Consider the following 22290-nt stretch of genomic DNA (forward strand, 5'->3'; position numbering starts at 1 on the left):
ACGGCGAAATCGACCGCGCCGTCGCCTCCCTCCTCTCCGACCGCGCCGCCCGCAGGACCACCCACCGCCGCTAGGGCCTGTCTCTTCGATCACGATCGGAGCCAGTTGAGGAGTGCGGAGGCTGTCACGGTGCCGCCGGGCTGGACGTGGCCGCGCGGTGGTAGCGGGTGATCGCGACCCACGGGTGGCTACTCAAGTCCACCGAGGTGGAGGAGATCTTGGAGCTCACCGAGCTTCGCGGTCGACAGGGCTCCCGCCCGCTCGATCAGGTCTTCCCGGGTGAGGCTGACCAGCCAAGTGCAGGGGATGAGGCCTGGACGCGGGAGTGCGACTCGCAGGACACCTTCAAGAGGTAGTCCTTCGGAGGCGCCTACTGCCAGCTCAGCGGCAACGCCGCTGAGCTCGGTGCCCGCAGGATCGACGACCTGCATCGCCCGGACCTCGGATTCTGCTTCCCCCGAGAGCAGCACGACCAGGCGCCGCTCGCCGAAATCCGCCCACCAGACTTCGCCCCGTTGCATAGGTCCTCCTGACACAGAACGGCGGGCGAACACTGCTGTGCGCCCGGTTTCGAATAGCCCATTGTCGGCCCCAAAAGCTCCAGCCGATCACGAGCGGAGCCAGATGAGGAGTTCTGCGGCGGTGACGGTGCCGAGGTAGACGTATCCGCGCTTGTCATACCGGGTGGCCACGGCTCTGAACTGCTTCAGCTTTCCGATGGCCCGCTCCACCGTGTTGCGATCTTTGTACCGCTCCTTGTCGAAGCCCAGGGGCCGTCCTCCTCGTGAACCCCGGCGTAGGCGGGCGGCCTTGTGGTCCTTCTTCTCCGGGATCACATGCCGGATCCCGCGCTTGCGGAGGTAGGCGCGGATCATACGGTTGCTGTACGCCCTGTCGGCTCCGACGCTGTCCGGCGTGCGGCGAGGACGCCCGAGCCCCGTGCGGGGAACTCGGATCTTGTCCATGACCGGCTCGAACTGGGTGCAGTCCGCCCGCTGTCCCGACGTGATGAGCAGGGACAGCGGGCGGCAGCGGCCCTCTGCAGCGATGTGGATTTTGGTGGTCAGCCCGCCGCGGGACCGGCCGAGGGCTTCGCCTGCTGCACCGCCTCCTCCAGCAGGTCGCGCAGGCTCACCACCGCCGGCAGTCGTTGAACCGATCTTTGCAGAGCCCCTTTTGAGGAGCCCGGCGGTGCGGGCGGTGGGCCCTTGGGCGCCCCCGCGGCGTGCTGGTGAGCACGCGCAACGGTGGAGTCGACGTTGATGTTCCAGTCGATGCCGCCATCGGCATCGGCGACGGACTGGACGTGCTGGAGGAGCCTCTCCCAGGTGCCGTCAGCCGACCACAGCAAGTGCCGTTTGTGAGCGGTCTTCCACGGCCCGAAGCGTTCGGGCAGCTCTCGCCACTGCACTCCGGGGCTCAACCGGTGAATGATCCCGTTGATCACCTGTCGGTGATCGCGCCACCGGCCGCACCGGTTGTTGCTCACTGGCAGCAGCGGTTCCAGCACAGCCCACTCGGCGTCGGTCAGATCCCCCGACTCATCATGACCAGAACAACGAGCGGCATGATCGAAGAGACACGCCTTAGTCCAGCGCCGAACTCGTGCACGTCCGCACGACGGCCTGCTGAATAACCCACCAGCCGAATCCAGGCCGTTCGTGAGTTACTGTAGCTCGTAAGCGGTTTCGAAATCCCGTCCGATCACTTCGATCGGACGGGATTTCGTCGTTTCCGGGCTCGTCGGGAGGTCTGGGTGCGCACATCAAGATGGTTCGGCGGACACCGTACGGCTGCTGGCCCGGGTGCGGGCATGGGTGTGCACGCCGGTCTGCGGGGCGATCGGCGTGCGTGGACGCTCTGGTGTTGTCGTACTGCTCTGGCGTCAGCGGAGTTATGGAGGCGGATGTCGTCCGTTGGCTGTGGCTGCCGGAGGCGCGATCGCCGGGGTGGTGAGTGGGGGCAGGAGGCCAGCGGCGTTGAAGTCCACGTCGGTGAGTTCGTCGGGCCCGGCGCGTTCGAGGAGCCAGGTCTCCAGGATTCTCAGGTTCGCGACGGTGAGCATCGCGGCGAGGAGCAGGGCCTGGGCGACCTGGCCGGGGGCGGGCCGGTGCTTGGGGTTGCCGATGTCGAGCTTGTCGCCCTTGAAGCGGCCGTTGGCCCCTTCGTTCTGGCTGCGGATGGGCTTGTAGGTGTTCAGCCAGGACGTGTCGAGGTAGTGGACGTCCTGGCGGTACTTGGCCAGGCGCCAGTCGGCGGCCTCGGTGTCGGCGGGAACGGTGATCGAGCCCGCCACGCACACCAGCGGCAGGGCTTCTGGTGACGGTGGCGTGAGGCGTTCGGCGTCGGAGATGTGGATGGTGGGCCGGGCTGCCGCGTGGGCGGTGCGGGTTCGCGGGGTGTCGAGGTCGATCACCCGGGCGGGCATTGTGGTGCGGGCTGGAGGGTGCAGCCGGTCGTGGCCGGCGCAATTGTCCGAGGGGCAAGAGCCGCCGGCGGGGCACATGACGCGGATCGCGCCGCGAGCGTCGGGGCCCTCTTTGAGCTTGACGTAGTACGGCCCGCGGGCATCGATCATCGCCTGCAGTTCGTCGTCGGGTGTGCGGATGGTGTCGTCGTCTGCGTCGGCAGTGGCGTGGATGAGCGCGGTGGGGGTGCGCGGGCACAGCAGAAGCCGCTACGAAGAGACCAGGTCCGAAAGTAGATGAAACCATGACGCCCCGAAATTCACCCCGAACCGCTCAAGACGCGGAAGGGCATGGTGATTTCGCGGCTCCGGAGAGTCCTCGCCGCCGACCTGGCCGAACGCAGGCTCGTCGTCAGGGTCGGGGGCAGCGATTCGAAGATTTCCCAAGCCTCGCTGAGGCGACGCAACCGCTCAGCGCCGTCAGCGATCCTGTCTTTGGCCTCAAGGGCGTCCTGATGCCACTTCTCCACATCCGCCGCGACAGCCGCGACTTCACGGCGGAAGCGCTCTTGAACGTCGGCCACGCCACCCTCCCGGAACACGGAACAGCGATGCCTGGACGGTAGAGAGCGCATGACCTTGATCGCACAAGCTGACCGCAACCTGCCGGTGGGCATGCCGAACCTGACAGGCCAGGCCGCAACTCACCCCTATCCGACCGCAGAACAGCAAGGCGTGACCGGAGATGTCGGTGCGCCCTGACGGTGCACTGTGGGCGCTGGAGGGCCCACTGGATGCGGCGAGTGCGTCCATGTGTGACCTCTGGTGGACGGTGATCAGGCAGGTGGCCACCACGCCCAGATGGGGCGTCAACTCCGAGGGCAGTGAGTGAAGTTGGTCGTCGAGATTCTGGGGAACCCGCACTGCGGGGAAGTTTCTCCAGCAGTACGACGGTTCTTCCCAGCGCCTCAGGGTCCGGCGCCACTCGGCGATGTCAGCGAGGGGGCCTGGCGAGACCGTCAGCGCCTCGTGATTCGCCTCGTGCGAGGACTCAGCCCCGCACAACTGAGAGCAACAGCGGTGTACATGCGCCGAGTTGGGCAGCTGAGTCGGCGATCGTCGCGGCCAGCCAGCCCGACGGCGTCGCAGGACCGCCTGACGCCGCAGCGGTCTCATCCGTACCGGCGAAGTCCATCCGCCCTCCCCAACCCGACAACGCCACAGGCGCGACGCCAGACATCGTGGGCAACGCCAGACGTCCCAGACACCCAACCGCCAAACCACGTCTGGCGGTTGGGAAAGCCCGCGGCATCCCGATCCCGGAGACCCGGCTTACGCGTCCGCCATGCCGTCGTGAAGTGCCGGCCCAGCAGGGTGGGCATCCGTGTCGCTCAGCCGGTGAGCGGCGTGGACGGGATGAATCGAGGCGAAGGCTGTGGCGAGCAGGTCGAGCAGGGGCGCTGCACAGGGGTGGGGGTCGCGACGTGGTGTGATCGTGTAGATGCCGCGGGCCGGGGGATCGACGAGACTCACGGTGGTGACATCGGTTCGCAGCGCGCGCGTCAGGACCCCGGGTATCAGCGCGATGGCGTGGCCGGTTGCGACCAGGGCCAACTTGCCGGGCAGATCGGCCGCGGTGAGGTCGATGCGGGCGCTGACTCCGGCGCGGGCGGCGTGCTGGTGCAGGAGCGCCGCCGAACCGTCGTTGTCCTCGACCCAGGTCTGGTCGGCCAGTGTCCGCATGCGCACCGGGCCGCGCTCGGCCAACGGATGGTCGACGGGCAGTGCGACAACCATGTCGTCCAGCCCGAGGAACCGGCGTTCGACCCGCGGGTCATGGGGCAGGCCCGGCGGCGCGTCGGTGACGACGGCGATGTCGAGATCGCCGGTGGTCACACGGTGGTGCAGTTGTGCGCTCAGTCCGGGAAGCAGGGTCCATCGGATGGCACCGGCCTGTTGCAGCAGGGCCCGGACGGCCTCGGGAACGATCCCTGCGGCGAGAGAGGGTGTCGCGCCGACGGTCAGCGGCCGGCTGAACGCCCCGTCGCCTGTCACTCGTGCCGCGCGTACGGCACGGTCGGCCTCGTTGAGCGTGGCCAGAGCGTGGTGGCGGAACACCTCGCCAGCAGCAGTCGGACGCACACCGCGCGCGTGCCGCTCCATCAGGGGCACGCCGAGCTGCCGCTCCAGCCCGGCGATCTGCCGGGAGACGGCCGACTGCGTGTGATGGAGCTCGGCGGCCGCCGCCGACAGCGACCCGAGTCGGCACACGGTCACGAAGGTCCGCCAAACCGTCAGTTCCATGCCTCCAGTATGCCCAGCTGATATGCGGGATCCGCAGGGCTGGCCTGCACAATCTGCGCTTGTCGCAGCCCGTGTGGTGCACCACTCTGGCGCATATGACCACACCGCACACGATCGCCGTCCTCGGCCTGGGGCGCATGGGCGAGGCGATCGCGACACGACTGGCCACCCAGGGCTGGGACATCGTCGGCTGGACACGCTCCGGGCGCACATCAGGCGCCGTCAAGACGACCAGCGATCCGAACGACGCCGTGACGAAGGCCGACCTCGTGCTCCTGGCGCTGTTCGACGGCCCGGCCTGCCAGCAGGTCCTCGACGACATCCGCGACTCGCTGCGAACCGACGCGATCGTGCTGAACACCAGCACCATCGCCCCCTCCGAAGCCGCGGCGCTGGCCCGGCAGCTTGGCCCGGCCTACGTCCACGCGCCCGTACTCGGTTCGGTACCGGCTGTCGCCGTCGGCGCTCTGCAGATTCTCGCCGCAGCCGGCCAAGACGCGCTTGATCGAGTCCGACCGGTTCTGCAAGCACTGGGCACCGTCCGGCACGTCGATGACGTCTTCACCGCCGCCGCGTTCAAGCTGATCGCCAACCACAGCCTCGCGGGCGCCGTCCTCGCGCTGCGTGACTCACTACGGCAAGCCGACGCCCTGCACCTGCCACGTGCCCAGGTGCTGGACGTTCTCGAACTCGGCCAACTCGGCGGGCTCGTGGCCCGCAAACGATCCTTCCTCGCCGACCAACCGGACGTTGGCACGGCCGAATTCACCATCGGCGCGCTGGCCAAGGACATGGCTCTGCTGGCCGCCGCGTCCAACACCCCCTTGCGCAGCGCAGCCAGCCTGGCCGACACCCCTGCCGCCCCTGAGGCCGACATCGCGGTCGCCGCCACGGTCCCCGCCGTAGAAGACGCCGTACTCGAACCGCTCCGCGCCTACATCCGCGGACACTCCACCGGCGACCCCACCCACTTCCGCGACGCGCTCCTTCCTACCGCCCACATCGAGGGAATCCGCGACGGCGCATTCGTCTCGTGGCCCTTGGACGAGTACTGCGCCCTCTTCCAAGGCCAGCCAGCTCCGGACGAACCGACACGCTCCCGGCGCATCGACGCCCTCGACGTCCATGGAACCGTTGCGACCGTGACCATGACGCTCTCGCACGGTCTGGACACGTTCACCGACATCTTCCTGATGGTCCACGTCGACGGCAACTGGCGCATCGCGAACAAGGCTTACTACCGGCACCCTTGAGAGGACAGGGAACGATCACTGCGCGCTCGGGGAACGATCTCCAGCGAGCTCCGAAGACACTGGTCAGTCCTACTCGTGAACACCCCGAACCCCCAGGCCGGCACACCCCCAAATCAATCGCGGAGCAGCCCGTTGGCTCCAATGACCAGATGGACGCGCCGCGTTCGCCTCCAGCTGTGCCCATAGGCTGTCCGTCGGCGCAGGCGACGCGAGGGGAGCGGCCACGTCGGATCCTCATACCGGCGACCGGCACAAACGTGTCAGGGACACTTCGGCGCACGACACGCACTGCCTTCCAGCGGCCTCTTCAGCCGAGGTGAAGGACGGTGGCCCAGTCGGTGACGATGGCCTGCTGCGCGGCCGCGAGCGTGATCGGGCCTGCGCACACCACGGCGTGCAGCTTCGTTTCCACCGGGTCCTTCCCGTTGTTCACCCCGGCCCCCTCTTGTGGGGCTCCGTCAGGTTGCTCTGACTCCTGGGTTCTGGCTGGTGACGGGTGTTCTGGGCAGAGGGCGGTGTCCTATGGTGCACAGGATTCGACCGCGCACTCGCCGCTGGCGCTCCCGCCCGGCGGGAGCGGGACAAGAGGCCGCACACATAGGCGTGATGGGGCAACTCGGTAGGTAAAGAGGCACAGGCTTTGGTGCTCATGGGGTTGCGGACGCTCTGTGATCACAGGGAGGCCTGCGCCTTGTGCCGTGTCCTGGAACTCAGGCAGTGCACGAGGTCGCGGCGGGACGCCGACCCGCGGTGAACGCGGCCGGTGGGACACCCATGAAGTGGCGGAACTCGGCCGTCATGTGGGATTGGTCGTAGTAGCCGGCCGTCGAGGCGATGTCCGCCCATCGGTCGGCATCGGCCGCGAGCACGGTGCGAACGCGGTTGATGCGTGCGAAGTGCTTGGGAGACAAACCGGTGGCGTCGGTGAACAGGGTGCGCAAGCGGCGCTCACTGATGGACAACCGGGCCGCGGTCGCGGTGACAGTGGCGCCGACCAGCAGACGAGCCGCCTCTTCGAGCCGGTCCGACGGCTCTGGGCGGTCGGCCAATGCTCTGTCGAGAGCGGTGACCGGGTCGGCGGCAAGCTGGTCGATGTCCAGACCCGGTAGTTCGTCAAGTGGCAAGGCACCGTCGGCGAGACCATTCAGCGAACGTCCGAGCAGGGCATGGGCACGACCCGGCCGCATACGAACCCGCACACACGAGTGTCCGGGTGTGGCGACGTGATACGCGGCCCTGGTGCGAGGGCCCATGACGATCAACTCGCGCTTGTCGGTGCGCAGGATGAGAGTGGTGGCGTGATCGGGCACGTCAACGGCCGCTGAACCGGCCGCCGTAGCGACATCGATCCCGGTCACCCACCGCAGAAGAGCAGGCGGCACGACGAGAGAAGTCACGCGACCCACGATAGTGCCGAAACTTCCTATCACGAGGTGTGAGAGCGCTGTCATCGTCAGGACATGATCCTTGTTACCGGTGCCACCGGCACCATCGGCAGTCACGTCGTCCGACTGCTCACCGAGCGGGGCCTGCCGTTCCGGGCGATGTCCCGCCGCGAGCAGGCCGGCGGAGTGCGGGCCGACTTCGACGATCCGGCGTCGCTGGCGCGCGCGGTGGCCGACATCGACACGGTCTTCCTGGTGACCGTGCCCCCCGTGCCCACCTCGGACCACGACATCGCCCTGGTCACGGCCGCGCGGGCAGCGGGCGTCCGTAAGATCGTCAAGCTGTCCGCCATCGGCAGCGGCGAACGGTTCGACGGGGCGACCGTCGGCGCGTGGCACCTCGCCGCGGAGGAGGCGATCCAGGCCAGCGGGCTTGCGTGGACGATGCTTCGCCCGCCGAGCTTCGCCTCGAATTTCTTGTGGTACCGGACGCTCATCGAGGCCGGAGAGCCGATCCCGAACCTGGTCGGCGACTCCCGGCAGGCCATCGTCGACCCTAGGGACGTGGTCGCGGTCGCCGTCGCCGCCATGACCAGCGATGCGCACGACGGGCAGCGGTACGACCCGACCGGGCCCGAGTTGCTGACGTTCGCAGACCAGGCGGAGATCCTGGAGGATGTGCTGGAACGGCCAGTCAAGATCACCGATACGCATGCGCTCGACCAGTTGCCGGCAGGGATGAGCACGGGCATCGGCTGGGCGCGCGCCGGCGGTGCGGCCTACGTCACCGACCACGTGCAGCAGGTACTCGGCCGACCGGCGGGCACGTTCAGGCAGTGGGCACGCGACCATCGGGAGGCATTCGCGTCAATGCCGTGACCCACTGCCGCCGACAGCCGCCCGTCCCTACCTGATTGGTGATCGTGACGGGCAGGTTGGTGCCGCTTCGTGTGCGACGACACGGTGAACACGAAGGAGCCTTGGGAACGTGGTTGTCGATGGCTGACGGCCTTGGCACGATCGCGAAATGAAGGGAAGCGGGGACCGAATTGCCTTGTGCATCGCCCTGCTCATCCACTCCATCGAATCTCCGGCACGCGGCACCCTGCCCACCTCATGAATCCCTCTACAGGGCCATGCTCCGAGTCGGCAGAGCACTGGCACGCCGACACCGGGCAAGAGCAACTGGCCTCGGGAACCATGCCGTAGCTGGGGGAGGGTGCGTTCGGCGTCGGTCGGCACCCTTGGTCGTGCCAGGTCTGCCCGGTGGCTCACAGGCGGGCGACGGGGACGTGGCGGTCATGGCGTTGGACTGCCATCCGCTCAAGTACCCCAGGGGCTTCGATACTTGACGCAGCATCAGACTCGCGATCAGCACCCGCGTCTTTGGCCTCGCTCACCATCGGTGGGCCCCCGCGTACCTTCGCCAGGGCGGTCGGTGTAGACGGTCAATCGGTTCGACCGCCGCCGGACATGTTCCATGGCGGAACCTCAGCCAACCCCTGGCACGGCTTCACCGGCTACCTCCACGCCGTCTGCGCCATGCAGGCCGCCGACCGCGGCTTCGCCGACGTCCTGACCATGACCTTCCCCGCCGCCAAGGCCCTGGAGGCCCGCCGCGCCCAGGCGTACGACCGGCTGCTCGAACTCATCACCCGCGCCAAGAACACCGGGCACCTGCGCGACGACTTCACCCACCAGGACGTCGTCATCCTGCTCATCGCCAACGCCGGAGTCGTCACCGCCACCGGCGACTCCGCCCCCGACACCCGGCGCACCACTCCGCCCACTGCCCGAAGCACCAGCGCCCACCGCCCTCTACCGCGCCATGGTCCGCCTCTCACAAACCGACCCGGACCCCGCCCAGGGCGGCGACGTTGACCCTAGGCAGGCATTCGCGCTGTGGCGGACGCCTCCGGACAACGGGGGAGACCGCCTTCGCACAGTCGGTGGAGCCTGAACGAGGTCAGCGGTACGTCCGGCTTCGGCGACTACAGCCTCGTGCGCATGGAGTACCTGCGCAGCGCGCCTGACGGTCGCGAGAACCCGTTCGTCGTGGGCACCCCGGCAACACAGCGCTTGATGAAGATCGTGGTCACCATGCTGCGCGGCCGCATCGCCCGGGACCAGGAGGCCGCCACCCCCACGATGACGACGACGGCTGCCACGAGCACGCGTACGACAGGATGTTGCTGAGCTTCGCGTGCGCAATCCGGTCACCGCCTGCCCGCGCAGCGGCGACCGTAGGACGGTGATGGAGAAAGATCCGCGCCCGACTCCTGCTTGAGGACCTTTCCCTCTTTCCAGCACTTGAGCAGATACAGCTCCGGGTCGCCGAACACGCGGCGTTTTTCGGGTTCACAGCCACGCGGGCAGTTTCGGTACGGATCCGCGGCCGGTGGTGTGGAGGGGGCCCGGTATGGGACGCCCGGTCGCGTAGGCGGCCAGACTCGGGAGGTCACCGGTCACCAGGAGTGTCTTCGCTGCGCCGGGCACGCCCAGGAGCCAGGTTCGGCCGCCGTCCTCGGCCCGTAGCCCGACGGGAGGGATGTCCGTGCGGGCCCGGAAGCCTGTTGCGACGTCGTCCACGAGTGCCGCGCACACCTCGCGGGGGACGTCGTCGAAGTTCGTGCCGGTGTCCAGGTCGACGGCGTGGACCCACACCTCCCGCAGCCGCATCCAGGGAACCTCCCAGACCGGCACCTCGCGTCCCCTTGCGGTCCTGACGGGCGCCTCCCAGCATGCATCGGGCAGTGCGGCGAGTTCTCCGGCGAGCCGGGCGTTGGCCCGGAACAGGTCCGCGCGCAGTTCGCCGGCCGGCCGACGGGCCCCTTCCTCGATCTCGCGGGCACGCTGGTCGGGACTCGTGTACATCGGAGTCTCGACACCCGTGCGGGCCCAGTTCAGCAGATTGAGCAGCGCGTCCGCGTTGCGGGCCAGGTGGGCCAGGAGATGGGCCCGGCTCCAGCCGGGCAGGCCCGAAGGCCGGCTGAGGATCCTGTCGGTCGCCCCGTCCACCTCGGCCTCGAAGGCGGCCGTTCCCTCGGCGACCCACTCCAGCATCGCGTCCGGTCGGCCGCTCACCGCACCTCCCTGCGACAGGTGTTGCGGCACTCGCCGATCCCGTCGATCCGGGTGACGAGCACGGAACCGTCCTGCAGGTAGCGGGCCGGCTTGCGGGCATGTCCGACACCGCCTGGAGTTCCCGTCGCGATCACGTCGCCGGGGGCGAGGGTGACGATCTCGGACACGTACGCGACCAGGGTGGCGGGGTCGAAGACGAGGTCGCCCGTGTCGGCCTTCTGGACCGTGTCGCCGTCGACCTCGCAGGCCAGGCCCAGTCCCCGGGCGGCCACGGCGGGATCGTCGGCGGTGACCAGCCATGGCCCGACGGGTGTCGTGGCCTCGAAGGTCTTGCCCTGGTGCCACTGGGGGGTGCGGAACTGCCAGTCCCGGGCGGTGACGTCGTTGAGCACTGTGTATCCGGCGATCGCGGCGCGCGCCTGGTCCGGGTCCGCGTGCCGGACCTCGGTCCCTATCACGACGGCGAGTTCGGCTTCCCAGTCCATCTGCGTGGCCTTGGCGGGCAGGATCACCTCGTCGTAGGCGCCGACCAGTGCACGTGCATACTTGGAGAACAGTGTGGGGTGCAGGGGCAGTTCCCGGCCCATCTCCAGGATGTGGTTGCGGTAGTTGAGGCCGACGCAGACGACCTTCTCCGGCGTCATGACCACCGGGGCGTAGTCCAGGGGGCCTTCGTAGCGGTGGCCGTCGGCGTTCGCGGCTGCCGTGGACCAGTCGGGGCGGCGCAGGAAGTCGACCAGGTCGCCTTCGCCCAGGTCCACCGCGGTGTCGGCGTCGATGCGGACGGCGCGGGTGGTGCCGTCGATCCGGATGGTGGCCAGCTTCACTTCTGTTCTCCTCGGTAGGTGCGGGCGAGGCCCAGGGCCTCGTAGACGGGCTCGTCGCTGAAGCGGAACAGATCCACCTGGGTGTGCGCGGTGAGAGCGACCTCGCACCAGGACGGGACGGCGAACAGATCACCCTTGGCGACCTCGAAGATCCGGTCGCCGACGTGGGCGGTGGCCTCGCCGTGGAAGACCTGCCAGACCGCCGAGCCGACCGTGCGCACCGCAGTGGTCCGCGTCCCCGCCCGAAGTCGGCGCATCTCGGTACGGATCGTGACCAGGGCGTCCCTGCCGGTGGTGGGGTTGGAGAAGCGGACACCGGCGTGCCCCGGCTCGATCACGCCGACGGCTCCTTCGGACTCGAGCTCCAGCTGCGCGGTGAGCGCGGCGTCGGTGTGTTCCCAGCGGTAGGCGGCCAACGGGGAGTTGGGCCGGTCGGGTTGGCTGATCGGACGCAGGCCCGGGTGGGCCCACAGCCGCTCACCGCGCGAACGCTCGGGCGTGGCCCGGGTGGACAGCTCTTCGGGGCCGAACTCGAAGAAGCCGGCGTCCAGTTGGGAGACCAGTGGGATGTCGAGGCCGTCGATCCAGGCCATCGGCCGGTCAGTGACGTTCTGGTGCTCGTGGAAGGCCCAGCTCGGCGTCAGCAGCAGGTCGCCGCGACGCATCGCCACCGCGTCCCCGTCGACGTTCGTCCACACCCCCTCGCCGTCCACGACGAACCGGAAGGCCCCCTGACTGTGCCGGTGCGAGGGGGCGACCTCGCGCGGTCCCAGGTACTGGATCGCGGCCCACAGGGTCGGGGTCGCGTACGGCAGCCCGGGCAGCCCCGGGTTGGACAGCGCCATCGCCCGGCGCTCACCACCCCGCCCCACGGGCACCAGTTGCCCGGAGCGCTCCGCGATCGGCAGCAGCCGTGCCCACGGCCACAGGTGCGGTACGGCGGCGGGCTGCGGCGACGTCGGCATGAGATCGTCCCGCTGGTTCCACAGGGGTATCAGGCCCGCATCTTCGAAATCTGCATACAGCTCGTCGAGCTGCTTGCGCTGCGTCAGTTCGCTGACTGTGTCGGTCACTGCAACCTCCAGGGCATGCACGAAGGCAGCCCGGTCAAAGTGTGTACAGTTTGACGGAGTCGAAGCTACGCCGATGTATCGCCAACAGGAATCCCCTACGGATAGGATTCCTGTGTGCAGAATCCTTCGTATCCGGTGAGCGCCGCAGGCAATGCCCTGCGCGCGGTTCGGCTCCTGCATGAGCACGGTGAACTGCGCGTCATGGACGTCGCCGACCAACTCGGCGTCGCCCGTTCGACAGCCCACCGGATCCTGGCGATGCTCGTGTTCGAGGGGTTCGCGGAGCAGGACCGTCACAAGGCCTACCGGCCAGGGCCCGCTCTGCGGGCGATCAGAGGCAGCCGGGCCGCCCCGCCGCCCGACCTGATCACACTCGCCCGTCCCCGCTTGCAGCACCTGGCGGACACCGTCCGCGAGACCACGCATCTGATGGTGCTGGAGGGCAACGGCACCCGGTTCCTGGACGGAGTGGAAGGCCCGCAGACGCTGCGCGTGGGCCACCGCGTGGGCTCACTCCTGCCCGCTCACATGACGTCGGGCGGCAAGGCCCTGCTCGCCGAGCTGCCGGCGGAGCGGCTCCGGGCGCTCTATCCCAACGGGCTGCCCGGGGCGGGGACCAAGGCGCCCGACGACGTCGAACGCCTCATGGCCCTGCTGGCTACGATCCGCCGCACCGGCTGGGCCTCCAACCTCCAGGAGAGCGAGCCTGGCGTGGCCGCGGTCGGTGCGTGCGTGCGCGACCGTACGGGTACGGCCGTGGCCGCCGTCGCCGTGGCGGCGCCGTCCATCCGCTGCACCAAGGGCCGGCTGGCCGAACTGGCCCGGCCTCTGCTGCTGATGGCGCAGGACATCAGCCGGGAGCTGTGAACGGCGCACTTCCCTCGCGAGATGTCGGACCAGCCGGGCGCGTCAGGCCTGACCGTTGCCCGCGATCCCCAGGGCGGTCCGGGTGGCCGCGGGTTCGTACTCGGGGGCGATGTCCGCCAGGACGCTCAGGGCGGTGCGCGCCAGATGACGGGCGACCACACGTGCGGCCTCGGCCGGGTCGCTCAGGCGCATCGCGTCCAGGAGCGCTTCGTGCTCCGCGTATGCCTTGCCCCACGATGCGGGGGCGCCCAACTGAGCCAGGCGGATGTAGCGCTCGCTGTGTTCGCCGAGCGACGCGAGCATGCGCTGGAGGTGTGGCCCGACCGCCCGGGTGGCGGTGCTGTGGAACTCATGGTGCGCCGCGTGCCACTCGTCCGGCTGGTCGTCGACCGACAGCCCCTGCATCCGCTTCAGGGCATCGCTCATGCGCTCGATGTCATCGGCCGTGAACGACTTGGCCGTCATGCTGACGGCGAGCGTCTCGAGCATGATGCGGGCCCCGTAGACCGCGTCGAGGTCCTCGGGGTCCACCGAACGCACCCGCGCCCGCTGGTCGGGCCGCGCGTCGATGAGCCCCTCTTCCTGGAGCAGCCGGAACGCCTCACGCATCGGGGTGCGGCTGACGCCCAGTTTCCGGGCCATCTCGGCCTGGAGCAGCACCGACCCCGGGGGCAGCTCGCCGTTGAGAATCATGGCGCGCAGGCGCCCGTGGACGTCGAGAGCCAGTCGGCGCCCGCCCGCGGCTGCCGTGGGGCTCTCGCTCGGCGGCACGGACTTGGGCTGCGTCCCGCCCTTGTTGCCGACCGGCCGCTGTTCCTCGGGGGTCTCGCTTCTGTTCCTGCTCACGGCGAAATCCTACCCAGGGTGTATGCAGCTAATACAGAGCTCCGGTTCAACTGCACAGCGAGAGCCGTCACGTCCGTTCCGGCCCAGGGTGAGGACACTCAAGACTGTATCCACCTGCACGCGATCAGCGGCCGGACTGTGGCCCGGCGACCTGTCGTTCGAGATGAGGGCAAGCCCTGTCCCCCGCCGGTGCACAGGTTCGCCACACCGTCGCCGAGCGGATGGGCGAGGCCGATGGCACCGCCAAGGGGTTACCGGGCTGTGCCTGTCCCGGTCCAGACGGTCGCCGTTCTCGTGGCGAGCGGGGTCGAAGTCTCGCTCGTTCCGGCCTCCGGCCGCCGCGTCCACAAGGCCGGCGTGGTCTGCCGTGTGCTCCAGGGCGGGGCTCTGGAGGTCGAGACGGGACTCGTCCGGGTCCGGGAGAACGGGCGACGGCTCGCCTCAGTGACCTTGCCCGGTTCCGATCAGGGACGTGAGCGGGCAGACGGGTTTCCAGTCCGGCGTGTAGCGACGGCGCAGGCCGGCCACCGCCTCCATGCCGCGCAGGGTCACCTCGGGTGACGTGGACAGGCCGGCGGGCCCGAGGAGGCCGGGGACCGCGGCCCGGACGGCGGCCTCGGGCATGCCGTGCCGCAGCAGAGCCGCCTCGATGCCCGGTGCGCCGGAGGCCAGCAGTTCCTCGGTGCTCGCGCGGCAGACTTCGACGTAGGCACGGGTGTACCAGGTCGTCGCGGTCTCACGCGGGCATACCGCCACGTTGGTGATGAGCTCGGGAGCGACCTGGAGGTGGCCCCCCACACGCACGGAGCCCTGCTCAGCGGCGAGGACGTCGAACGGCGGGTGGAGTGTGGTCCCGTCCACGGCGTCCGCCAGCAGGGCCTGGAACCTCTGCAACGTACCGCCCACGGGGACGAGTTGGCCGTCGGTCACGGGCGAGGCGGAGACGTCGGCGAGTACGGCTCGCAGCACGAACGCGAAGGCGCTCTGCGCGTTGTCGACCGCCCACCGGTCCGTCGGCAGCGGGGCGCCGCCACGCCGGTGAACGACGAGTTCGCCGATGCCCTCGGCCCGGACGGCCACCGGGTCCCGCTTCAGCAGGCCGCGCAGCAGATGGTCCGGGGAGGTGTGCATGAGGTCGAAGTCGCCGTCGTTCCAGCCCGCCAGTTGCTGGTCGGAGGAGGCCACCTGCACGAGGTTCACCTCCAGCCCGGCCTGCTGGAAGTACCCGGAGTCGATGGCGTGGTGCAGATGCACGCCCCCGGCGCCCGGGAAGACACCCACGGTGAGCTGGTGGGAGGGCTCACCGGGCGGCTGCGGTGCGCTCAGCGCGGGAGGCATGAGGAGTTCTCCGAACGTTGCATGGAATGGTTCCTTCGGTACTGGTGACGGGGGACACGCACCCGGGACGGTCACAGGGGCGTTCCGGCGGTCACGCGATGACGGTCAGGCAGGCTTGTCCTCCTGGTTGGTGATGAAGTCGGCCGGTACCTCGGGGCTCCAGACGGCGGCCGGGCAGTCCCAGTCGTTCGGCTGCCAGTTCTCGGTGATGCGGTCCATGTCGCTGGAGTACTCGATCCAGCTGCCCCAGGGGTCCTGGATGTAGTGGAAGAGATTCGAGCCGAGAGTGTGGCGGCCCAGGCCCCAGCCCTTCGCGTAGCCCACGTCGGCCATGCCCTGGGCGCCCCTGGCGATCTGGTCGATGTCCGACACCATCCAGCTGGAGTGGTGCAGGCCGGGGTGCTCCGCGGGGACGAAGCCGAAGACGTGGTGGTCGCCGGGACCCGAGTTCATGAAGACGGGCCCGTCGATGATGCGGTCCGACAGGCGCAGCCCGAGCGTGCGGGTGTAGAACGCCTCGGACGCGCTCACATCGGAGCTGAAGATCAACATGTGGCCGAGACGCTGGGGACGGGCCTTCTCGCTCGCGTTCAGCCAGCGGGCCTGGTCGATCCGGCGGACCCGGTCACCGACGTTGGCGTCCTCGGCGTCCGTGGTTCCGAACTCGCGCCAGCGGGCGATCCCCTCGTCACGGAGGTTGACCAGGTTTCCCTCGTGATCGCGGAACCACAGCCCGCCAGGCACCTCGCCAGGTGCGTCCAGCAGCTTCAGGCCCGCGCCCTCCAGATGGCGCTGCCACTCGGGCAGCGAGTCCGGGTCCACCGCGAACGCCACGTGGTGCAGCCGCTTGGCCGGCCCCTCCATCAGCACCGTCTGGTCCTGCTCACGGCCGTCACAGCGGATCACCACCGCGTTGCCACGCTCCGCCGTCTCCAGTCCGAACGCGCTGTAGAAGTCCGCGCCCGTGTCGAGCGACGGCACCTGGAGTCCGTAATGCAGGAGACCTCTGACACGCAACATGTGCACTCCTCATGGTTCTGGTGAACCCGCATCCCGCACGGGTACCGAGATAAGTGTGTACACCTAAGAGGCTTGACGTCCAGATATCTAGTGGAATCTTTTCCGTCAAGCCGACCCTTCCTCTTCCAATGTGTATGCACTATGGTTCTGCTACTTCAGAGCCGCATGCCGGAGGAAACATGACACCGCTTGACTGGTCACTGGTGCAGTACCGGGTCGACGACTCGGAGAAGGTCGCCGTCGGTGCGTACACCGACGGAGTCGTGGTCCAGGGTCCTCCCGGGACCGCGGGCCTCACGCTGATGGAAGTGCTGGGCCGATGGGAGTCGCTCTCCCCGCTGTTCCGCGACTGGATCCCGGCGGCATCCGACGTCGTGACGGGCGCCCGGCTCGCTCCGCCGCTCACCTATCCGGGCAAGGTGCTCTGCGCGGGCGCCAACTACTGGGACCACATCGCCGAGATGGGCTGCGAACGCCCCGACGAGCTGGGAGACCCGTTCTTCTTCCTCAAGCCGCCGACGACGACCGTGACGGGGCCCGGCGACCCGGTACCGCTGCCCGCCTACCCGGGTGCACGCGTCGACTGGGAGGCGGAACTGGCCGTCGTCATCGGCCGTGGTGGCCGCCACCTCGCTCCCGAGCAGGCCATGGAGCACGTGGCCGGCTACCTCGCCGCGAACGACGTATCCGCGCGTGACCGGATCAAGTCCGACAAGCCGGTCGCCGAGCCGTTCACCTTCGACTGGGTCGCCCACAAGGGGCAGGACGGCTTCTGCCCGCTCGGCCCCGGACTGGTGCCCGCCTGGCAGATCGCCGACCCGCAGAACCTGCGCATCCGCCTCAGCGTGAACGGCGTACTGAAGCAGGACTCCTCCACCGCCCAGATGATGGTGAGGATCCCCGAGGTGATAGCGGCGGCCAGCCGCATCACCCGGCTGGAGCCGGGGGACGTCGTCCTCACCGGCACACCGGCCGGCTGCGGTGTACCGCGCGGGGAGTTCCTGGCCGCCGGGGATGACATAGTCATCGAGATCGAGCGGATCGGCCGCCTGGAGAACAAGGTGGTGGCGTCATGAGCGACACGTCGACCGTTAACGAGCTGGGCTGGTCGGAAACGCTGCCCGTCACCGCGACCATGCGAGCCATGCTGTTCCGCCGGTTCGGACCGCCCGACGTCCTGGAGCAGGCCACGGTGGACACACCGCGGCCCGGCCCCGGAGAGGTCCTCGTCCAGGTCGCCGCGGTCGGCATCGGCCGTCTGCTCGACCTCACGGCACGCGCGGGCGACCACCCCTACGCCACCATCGAACCGCCCCACATCCTGGGCGCGGACCATGCCGGCACGAGCGCCGCGCTGGGCGAGGGTGTGGACTCCGTCCGGGTCGGCGACCGCGTGGCCGCTCTGCCCAGTGTTGCCTGCGGCGTCTGTGCCTACTGCGCCGACGGCCGCGAAGAGGTCTGCGACAGCCTGACCGTGATAGGCACTCATCGCCCCGGCGCCTACGCGCAGTACTGCGTGGTGCCGGCGGCCAACGTCCACAAGATCCCGGACGGCATCCCGGCCGCGATGGCCGCCTCGCTCGCACTCCTCGGCCCGGTCGCCGCCAACCAGATGGCGCAGGCCGGACTCCGCCCCGGACACTGGGTACTCGTCCAGGGCGCGTCCTCCGCACTCGGTTCCACCACGGCCGCCTATGCCCGGCATCTGGGCGCGAAGATCATCTCGACCTCCCGTTCGGCGGACAAGCGCGCGGCCCTGGCCGCGATGGGAGCCGACCTCGTGCTCGACACCAACGCGCCGGACTTCGTGAAGCGGGTGCACGAGGCGACCGGCGGCCGCGGTGTGGACATCGCCGTCGACAACCTCGGCGACCCGGCCGTCTGGGACGCGACCATCGACTCCCTGTCCCGTGGCGGCGCGGTGGTCACCTCAGGTGCCTTCCTCGGCGGCAAGGTGGGAATCGACCTGCGGCGTGTGTACTCCGACTGCCACCGCATCATCGGGGTACGCACGGGCAACCCGGCAGCGGTGGCGGAGCTGTGGACACAGGTGGAGAACGGCTTCCGGGCCGTGGTCGACCGCACGTTCCCCATCGCCCGCGCCGCCGACGCCCACCGTTACATGGAGGACGACAACAGCCTCGGGCGCGTGGCACTCACCGTGGGTCCGGAGGACTGGGACGCGTAACAGCGCACGGCGCCGGCCGGCTCAGCCACACAACGCAGGGCGCCTGAACCGGACTTACGCCCGGCAGGCGCCCTGCGCACAGCAGTGAACGCCCAGTGCGGCTCGCCAGAAGTGGCAGAGCCGGCCAGCCTCTTGGCGCCCTCTCCGTAGAGGCATCGCACGACTCACCCGTCAGGCCCGGCAGGCCGGTCTTGACCGTGAAGCCGACCGCGGTCTGCAGATGGCCGAGATGGCGACAACCCACAGGGAAGCGGTGTCCAGCAACGGGGCACGAGTTGCACGACATCGACATCGTCGACGTCTCACTCCCCGACGGACCGGATACGCGCTCCACTCGAGGGTCGACCCGGGCCGCGACGACATGGGCCGGGCTCAGGCGGCCGCCAATGCCTCCCGGACGGCCAGTTCGGCGTCGTGCCCGTAGATCCAGTCGTTGTGGGCGAAGGGGTCCGCTTCGGAGACGGAGGCGTCCCTGGCCCGCTGGGCAGGGCCGTCGGGCAGGTGGTTGCTCTCCGCCCTGCCCCGGCTCATCTGCTGCACCCTGGTGGCGCGCGGGCGCCGGATGTCCTCATACCGCCTCAGTGCGGCAGAGGGGTCTTCCGGACGGGCGGCGAGGCACCCCACCAGGACGGCGGCGTCCTCCATCGCCTGAGCCGCTCCCTGGGCGAAGAAGGGGAATATCGGGTGTGCCGCGTCGCCGAGGAGTGCGACGGGCCCCTTCGTCCAACGGGGCAGCGGGTCACGGTCGAGCAGCGCCCACCGTCCCGTCCTCCGCGCGGCCGCGAGGAGCGCCCGCAGATCGTCGGACCACCCGGCGAAGTCGGCGCGCAGGTCCTCGATCCGCCTCACCGGGCTACGCCACGCCACCGCCCACCGCCTGGTCGGCGAACTGACGTTGTGGGGAGCGCCGGAGCGCCTGCCCACCAGCGCCTACGTCGTCGGCCTGCGCCTGTGGGAGCTGGGTGCTGGCCGGCCGGGGCATCTCCCGGGGCCTTGGGTCCGGGTCCATGGGCTATTACAGATGACTCCGACCCTTGTTGTGCATACACATAACCTCGCAATGACGTCGTAAATAGGGATGAATCACCCCTCCCGCTTCATTTTCGTACCCGACACTATTTACAGTCCCGACATAGTGTGCACACTTAGCCATGCGAGACGAGCTGCAATCGCGGCGCTCAGGCCGTCACCCCCGACTCTCGCCGATCGAGCCGACGTGCCGCCGGTCTCCGCCCGCACGCCAGGACAGCGCGCCGCTTCCATGGGCGGCGGAGCCCCGTACCCACAAGCGTTGTGAGAGGAATTGTCATGCTCGAATACAGTCGCGGAGCAAGCCGCGGCCATGCCACCTGGCCCCCGGTGACCTTGCTGGTCCTCGCCATCTGCGGGCTGGCGATCGTCGCCGACGGGTACGACGTCGTGATCTACGGCGCCGTGATCCCGTCCCTGCTCCACGAATCCGGGTGGGGTCTGACGCCCGCCGGTGCCGGTCTGATCGGTTCGGTCGCTCTGGTCGGCATGCTCATCGGAGCCACGACGGTGGGGACGCTCACCGACACATGGGGCCGCCGCAAGATGCTGGTCGTGTGTCTGACCTGGTTCTCGGTGATGACCGGCCTGTGCGCGACCGCGACCTCGCCGGAGATGTTCGGGCTCCTCCGGTTCCTCTCAGGCCTTGGCCTCGGTGGCGTACTGCCGACCGCCAGTGCTCTCAGCGGTGAGTACTCGCACCCCAGAGCACGCAACCTGGTGTTCGCGATCATCTTCAGCGGCTTCCCGGTGGGCGGTATCGTCGCCGCTCTGGCAGGCATGTCGGTGATACCCCGGTTCGGCTGGCAGGGGATGTTCCTCCTCGGGCTGCTGCCGGTCGTCCTGCTCGTGCCCGTGGCCCTGAAGTTTCTGCCCGAGTCGATGGTCTTCCTCCAGGCCAAGGGCCGGCACGCCGAGGCGGAGCAGACTGCTCGGCACTGGAACATCACTCTCGAAGGCACACCGAACGAAAGGACGCCGTCGGCCCGGTCGCAGGCCGCGAACGGCCCGGACGGCATGTCACCGGTGAAGACCCTGCTCTCGGGCCATCACATCGTGGCGACGCTCTGCTTCCTGGCCATGTCGTGCCTGTGTCTGTTCATGATCTACGGATACAACACCTGGCTCCCGGAGATCATGCGCCGGGCCGGCTACTCCTCCGGGTCGGCACTCGGCTTCCTGCTCATGTTCAACTTCGGAGCCGTCGTCGGCCAGCTCCTCATCTCCCTGGCCGCCGACCGCATCGGCTCGAAGCCGATCATCGTCACGACGTGCCTCCTGGCCGCGGCGGCCGTGGTCCTTCTCAGCCTGCGACTGCCCACGGCGGTGCTGTACGGGGCCGTCGCACTGGGGGGTGTCGGCGCGATGGGAACGCAGACGTTCCTCCTCGCCTACATATCCAAGTACTACCCGGCGCGCGTGGGCGCCACAGCGATGGGGTGGGCGCTGGGCTTCGGCCGCATCGGCTCGATGCTCGCCCCGCCCCTGCTCGGACTCATCATCGGGGCGGGCCTGGCCTACCAGTGGAACTTCTACGCCCTCGCGGTACCCGGCGTCATCGGTGCGGCGCTGATCGGACTGGTCCCCCGCGCTGCCCATGACCCGTCGCCGGTGGGGTACCCACGCGCCGAAGGGACAGCGCACACCCTGCCGGAACCGACCTGATCCGCCGGGGCCGCCCCCTTGATTCGGGTCCCGAAGACACTGAGATCGAGGGCGTCGACCTCACGCTCACCCTTCTCAGAGGCAAGCGTGAGGAAGCCCCCGGCTCACACCAGCAGCCGTATCGAGGGAACCTCCGCGTCCACCGCGATCTGTGTCTTGCATGCACCGCAATGGACGACCCGGGGACGCCGTACGTTCGTCTGGACCGAGCCTTCGCTGGACGCCTTCGGCTCAACGCAGTAGCAGCCGTGGTACAGCCGGACCCAACTGCTCAGTGGCGTGGCTTCACCGCCCCGCTTGGCGTCCTTGAACGGCGCCCACCAGAAGTCCACCACTGTTCTCAACATCAGCCGGTCGTCCTGGCTCGTCACGTCGAACGCAGAGATCCGAGCCGCGGAGGGGTGCTGCTCGTTCCTACCACTCACGCAGAGGCCCCGTTCGGCCCCCAACTCCAGCACGTTGGTCCGACCAACCCGCTCGCAGATGAAGCAATCCAAACTCAGCTCGATCCTGGGTTTCCAGAACAACCGATCACGATGAACCTTCTCGACGTCAGACAGAACAGCGTTGATCTCCAGGCTGCGCAACATCGCGAGATCGTCGCACAGCCGTCAGAGCGAGGCCATGGGCGAACCCGATCTGCCCCCTCTACGACACGGGAATCGACGTCGTCGTCCAGGAGGAGGTCGCCGCCGAAACCGCGGCCGCCGCCCGGGCCGATGAGCTCCGGTCGCTGCGCGAGCTGGGCTCGCCGGAGCGGACTGAACCCCGCGAGGGCGACGAAGCCGTCCGGGACGAACTCACCCGGCGCGCCGGGTCGTAGGTACAACAGGACGTCGACGCGTGGTTCGCCCCACGGTGGTGGGGGGGGGGGGGGGGGGGGGGGGGGGGGGGGGGGGCGGGGCGCCGGGGGGGGGGGCGGGGGGGGCGGGGGGGGGGCCGGCGCCCCCCCCCGCGGGGGGGCGCCGCCCCCGCCCCCCCCCCCCCCCCCCCCCCCCGGGCAC

The 22290-nt window shown here is 69.2% G+C and carries 24 protein-coding genes; 9 read left to right on the forward strand and 15 right to left on the reverse strand.

Annotation, left to right across the window (positions count from 1 at the left end):
- Positions 1 to 188: 188 nt before the first annotated feature.
- The 4 genes from ACFYRX_RS16890 to ACFYRX_RS16905 form a co-directional block, all read right to left on the reverse strand.
- On the reverse strand, positions 189 to 521 hold the full coding sequence (locus ACFYRX_RS16890; RefSeq protein WP_389100205.1) for a type II toxin-antitoxin system PemK/MazF family toxin: 333 nt from the start codon (positions 519 to 521) through the stop codon (positions 189 to 191).
- Positions 522 to 608: 87 nt separating this feature from the next.
- Positions 609 to 1531, reverse strand: a protein-coding gene (locus tag ACFYRX_RS16895) for an IS5 family transposase (protein ID WP_389100829.1) whose coding sequence is annotated in 2 segments (ribosomal slippage) — positions 609 to 1105 and positions 1105 to 1531 — 924 coding nt in all. Because the reading frame shifts where the segments join, the coding sequence is not laid out codon by codon here.
- A gap of 363 nt (positions 1532 to 1894) precedes the next feature.
- Positions 1895 to 2578 (reverse strand): hypothetical protein, encoded by a 684-nt coding sequence (locus ACFYRX_RS16900; RefSeq protein ID WP_389100207.1) that lies wholly within the window; start codon positions 2576 to 2578, stop codon positions 1895 to 1897.
- Between the two features lie 149 nt (positions 2579 to 2727).
- Positions 2728 to 2991 carry a hypothetical protein gene (locus tag ACFYRX_RS16905; RefSeq protein WP_389100209.1) on the reverse strand — a complete coding sequence of 88 codons (264 nt, stop codon included), beginning with the start codon at positions 2989 to 2991 and terminating at the stop codon, positions 2728 to 2730.
- Positions 2992 to 3040: 49 nt separating this feature from the next.
- Here ACFYRX_RS16905 and ACFYRX_RS16910 point away from each other — a divergent pair, with 49 nt between their 5' ends.
- The gene (locus tag ACFYRX_RS16910) at positions 3041 to 3169 is read left to right on the forward strand and encodes a hypothetical protein (RefSeq protein WP_389100211.1); all 129 of its coding nucleotides are present in this window, start codon (positions 3041 to 3043) and stop codon (positions 3167 to 3169) included.
- Positions 3170 to 3739: 570 nt separating this feature from the next.
- Here the strand turns inward: ACFYRX_RS16910 and ACFYRX_RS16915 are convergent.
- Positions 3740 to 4711, reverse strand: coding sequence for a LysR family transcriptional regulator (locus tag ACFYRX_RS16915; protein ID WP_389100213.1), 972 nt, complete (start codon positions 4709 to 4711; stop codon positions 3740 to 3742).
- A gap of 86 nt (positions 4712 to 4797) precedes the next feature.
- Between ACFYRX_RS16915 and ACFYRX_RS16920 the strand changes: the two genes are divergently transcribed.
- Positions 4798 to 5964, forward strand: coding sequence for a nuclear transport factor 2 family protein (locus ACFYRX_RS16920; RefSeq protein WP_389100830.1), 1167 nt, complete (start codon positions 4798 to 4800; stop codon positions 5962 to 5964).
- Positions 5965 to 6271: 307 nt separating this feature from the next.
- Here ACFYRX_RS16920 and ACFYRX_RS16925 read toward each other — a convergent pair whose 3' ends face one another.
- Positions 6272 to 6397: a hypothetical protein gene (locus ACFYRX_RS16925; RefSeq protein WP_389100215.1), complete on the reverse strand. Its 126-nt coding sequence runs from the start codon at positions 6395 to 6397 to the stop codon at positions 6272 to 6274.
- A gap of 277 nt (positions 6398 to 6674) precedes the next feature.
- Positions 6675 to 7415 (reverse strand): helix-turn-helix domain-containing protein, encoded by a 741-nt coding sequence (locus tag ACFYRX_RS16930; protein WP_389100217.1) that lies wholly within the window; start codon positions 7413 to 7415, stop codon positions 6675 to 6677.
- Positions 7416 to 7424: 9 nt separating this feature from the next.
- On the opposite strand from ACFYRX_RS16930, the gene ACFYRX_RS16935 reads away from it, so the two are divergent.
- The 3 genes from ACFYRX_RS16935 (at position 7425) to ACFYRX_RS16945 (ending at position 9545) form a co-directional block, all read left to right on the forward strand.
- The gene (locus ACFYRX_RS16935) at positions 7425 to 8228 is read left to right on the forward strand and encodes an NAD(P)H-binding protein (RefSeq protein ID WP_389100219.1); all 804 of its coding nucleotides are present in this window, start codon (positions 7425 to 7427) and stop codon (positions 8226 to 8228) included.
- Between the two features lie 594 nt (positions 8229 to 8822).
- The gene (locus tag ACFYRX_RS16940) at positions 8823 to 9230 is read left to right on the forward strand and encodes a hypothetical protein (RefSeq protein WP_389100221.1); all 408 of its coding nucleotides are present in this window, start codon (positions 8823 to 8825) and stop codon (positions 9228 to 9230) included.
- Between the two features lie 126 nt (positions 9231 to 9356).
- Positions 9357 to 9545 carry a hypothetical protein gene (locus ACFYRX_RS16945; RefSeq protein ID WP_389100223.1) on the forward strand — a complete coding sequence of 63 codons (189 nt, stop codon included), beginning with the start codon at positions 9357 to 9359 and terminating at the stop codon, positions 9543 to 9545.
- 162 nt (positions 9546 to 9707) lie between these two features.
- Here the strand turns inward: ACFYRX_RS16945 and ACFYRX_RS16950 are convergent, their stop codons facing one another.
- Genes ACFYRX_RS16950 through ACFYRX_RS16960 form a run of 3 tightly spaced genes read right to left on the reverse strand, consistent with a single transcriptional unit; the run spans position 9708 to position 12354 of the window.
- Positions 9708 to 10433: a maleylpyruvate isomerase family mycothiol-dependent enzyme gene (locus ACFYRX_RS16950; protein ID WP_389100225.1), complete on the reverse strand. Its 726-nt coding sequence runs from the start codon at positions 10431 to 10433 to the stop codon at positions 9708 to 9710.
- On the reverse strand, positions 10430 to 11260 hold the full coding sequence (locus ACFYRX_RS16955) for a fumarylacetoacetate hydrolase family protein (protein ID WP_389100227.1): 831 nt from the start codon (positions 11258 to 11260) through the stop codon (positions 10430 to 10432). The genes ACFYRX_RS16950 and ACFYRX_RS16955 overlap by 4 nt, the downstream gene beginning before the upstream one ends.
- Positions 11257 to 12354, reverse strand: coding sequence for a cupin domain-containing protein (locus tag ACFYRX_RS16960; RefSeq protein ID WP_389100229.1), 1098 nt, complete (start codon positions 12352 to 12354; stop codon positions 11257 to 11259). The genes ACFYRX_RS16955 and ACFYRX_RS16960 overlap by 4 nt, the downstream gene beginning before the upstream one ends.
- A gap of 93 nt (positions 12355 to 12447) precedes the next feature.
- On the opposite strand from ACFYRX_RS16960, the gene ACFYRX_RS16965 reads away from it, so the two are divergent.
- A complete protein-coding gene (locus ACFYRX_RS16965; RefSeq protein WP_389100231.1) occupies positions 12448 to 13200 on the forward strand; it encodes an IclR family transcriptional regulator in 753 nt (250 codons plus the stop codon).
- Positions 13201 to 13242: 42 nt separating this feature from the next.
- On the opposite strand, the gene ACFYRX_RS16970 is transcribed toward ACFYRX_RS16965, so the two are convergent.
- The 3 genes from ACFYRX_RS16970 to ACFYRX_RS16980 form a co-directional block, all read right to left on the reverse strand.
- Entirely contained in the window at positions 13243 to 14046 is an 804-nt protein-coding gene (locus tag ACFYRX_RS16970) for a GntR family transcriptional regulator (protein ID WP_389100233.1), read from the reverse strand.
- Between the two features lie 441 nt (positions 14047 to 14487).
- Positions 14488 to 15384, reverse strand: a complete 897-nt coding sequence (locus tag ACFYRX_RS16975) for an ABC transporter substrate-binding protein (protein ID WP_389100235.1) — start codon at positions 15382 to 15384, stop codon at positions 14488 to 14490.
- 105 nt (positions 15385 to 15489) lie between these two features.
- Complete coding sequence (locus ACFYRX_RS16980; protein ID WP_389100237.1) at positions 15490 to 16404, reverse strand: VOC family protein; 915 nt, start codon at positions 16402 to 16404, stop codon at positions 15490 to 15492.
- 179 nt (positions 16405 to 16583) lie between these two features.
- On the opposite strand from ACFYRX_RS16980, the gene ACFYRX_RS16985 reads away from it, so the two are divergent.
- A complete protein-coding gene (locus ACFYRX_RS16985) occupies positions 16584 to 17480 on the forward strand; it encodes a fumarylacetoacetate hydrolase family protein (protein ID WP_389100239.1) in 897 nt (298 codons plus the stop codon).
- Positions 17477 to 18592 carry a zinc-binding dehydrogenase gene (locus ACFYRX_RS16990; RefSeq protein WP_389100241.1) on the forward strand — a complete coding sequence of 372 codons (1116 nt, stop codon included), beginning with the start codon at positions 17477 to 17479 and terminating at the stop codon, positions 18590 to 18592. Before ACFYRX_RS16985 ends, ACFYRX_RS16990 begins: the two co-directional genes overlap by 4 nt.
- A gap of 372 nt (positions 18593 to 18964) precedes the next feature.
- On the opposite strand, the gene ACFYRX_RS16995 is transcribed toward ACFYRX_RS16990, so the two are convergent.
- On the reverse strand, positions 18965 to 19441 hold the full coding sequence (locus ACFYRX_RS16995; protein ID WP_389100243.1) for an FAD-dependent monooxygenase: 477 nt from the start codon (positions 19439 to 19441) through the stop codon (positions 18965 to 18967).
- A gap of 459 nt (positions 19442 to 19900) precedes the next feature.
- Between ACFYRX_RS16995 and ACFYRX_RS17000 the strand changes: the two genes are divergently transcribed.
- Positions 19901 to 21286 (forward strand): MFS transporter, encoded by a 1386-nt coding sequence (locus ACFYRX_RS17000; protein ID WP_389100245.1) that lies wholly within the window; start codon positions 19901 to 19903, stop codon positions 21284 to 21286.
- 104 nt (positions 21287 to 21390) lie between these two features.
- Here ACFYRX_RS17000 and ACFYRX_RS17005 read toward each other — a convergent pair whose 3' ends face one another.
- Complete coding sequence (locus ACFYRX_RS17005) at positions 21391 to 21876, reverse strand: hypothetical protein (RefSeq protein WP_389100247.1); 486 nt, start codon at positions 21874 to 21876, stop codon at positions 21391 to 21393.
- Positions 21877 to 22290 lie beyond the last annotated feature (414 nt).

Origin of the sequence: Streptomyces sp. NPDC005374 (genome assembly GCF_042872225.1) — a bacterium.
GTDB lineage: Bacteria > Actinomycetota > Actinomycetes > Streptomycetales > Streptomycetaceae > Streptomyces.

Bases quoted from the DNA above. Each gene is read 5' to 3' on its own strand.
- ACFYRX_RS16890 (WP_389100205.1), bottom strand. From the start codon at position 521: ATGCAACGGGGCGAAGTCTGGTGGGCGGATTTCGGCGAGCGGCGCCTG.
- ACFYRX_RS16900 (WP_389100207.1), bottom strand. From the start codon at position 2,578: ATGATCGATGCCCGCGGGCCGTACTACGTCAAGCTCAAAGAGGGCCCC.
- ACFYRX_RS16910 (WP_389100211.1), top strand. From the start codon at position 3,041: ATGACCTTGATCGCACAAGCTGACCGCAACCTGCCGGTGGGCATGCCG.
- ACFYRX_RS16915 (WP_389100213.1), bottom strand. From the start codon at position 4,711: ATGGAACTGACGGTTTGGCGGACCTTCGTGACCGTGTGCCGACTCGGG.
- ACFYRX_RS16930 (WP_389100217.1), bottom strand. From the start codon at position 7,415: ATGACAGCGCTCTCACACCTCGTGATAGGAAGTTTCGGCACTATCGTG.
- ACFYRX_RS16935 (WP_389100219.1), top strand. From the start codon at position 7,425: ATGATCCTTGTTACCGGTGCCACCGGCACCATCGGCAGTCACGTCGTC.
- ACFYRX_RS16940 (WP_389100221.1), top strand. From the start codon at position 8,823: ATGTTCCATGGCGGAACCTCAGCCAACCCCTGGCACGGCTTCACCGGC.
- ACFYRX_RS16945 (WP_389100223.1), top strand. From the start codon at position 9,357: ATGGAGTACCTGCGCAGCGCGCCTGACGGTCGCGAGAACCCGTTCGTC.
- ACFYRX_RS16975 (WP_389100235.1), bottom strand. From the start codon at position 15,384: ATGCCTCCCGCGCTGAGCGCACCGCAGCCGCCCGGTGAGCCCTCCCAC.
- ACFYRX_RS16980 (WP_389100237.1), bottom strand. From the start codon at position 16,404: ATGTTGCGTGTCAGAGGTCTCCTGCATTACGGACTCCAGGTGCCGTCG.
- ACFYRX_RS16985 (WP_389100239.1), top strand. From the start codon at position 16,584: ATGACACCGCTTGACTGGTCACTGGTGCAGTACCGGGTCGACGACTCG.
- ACFYRX_RS16990 (WP_389100241.1), top strand. From the start codon at position 17,477: ATGAGCGACACGTCGACCGTTAACGAGCTGGGCTGGTCGGAAACGCTG.
- ACFYRX_RS17000 (WP_389100245.1), top strand. From the start codon at position 19,901: ATGCTCGAATACAGTCGCGGAGCAAGCCGCGGCCATGCCACCTGGCCC.
- ACFYRX_RS17005 (WP_389100247.1), bottom strand. From the start codon at position 21,876: ATGTTGCGCAGCCTGGAGATCAACGCTGTTCTGTCTGACGTCGAGAAG.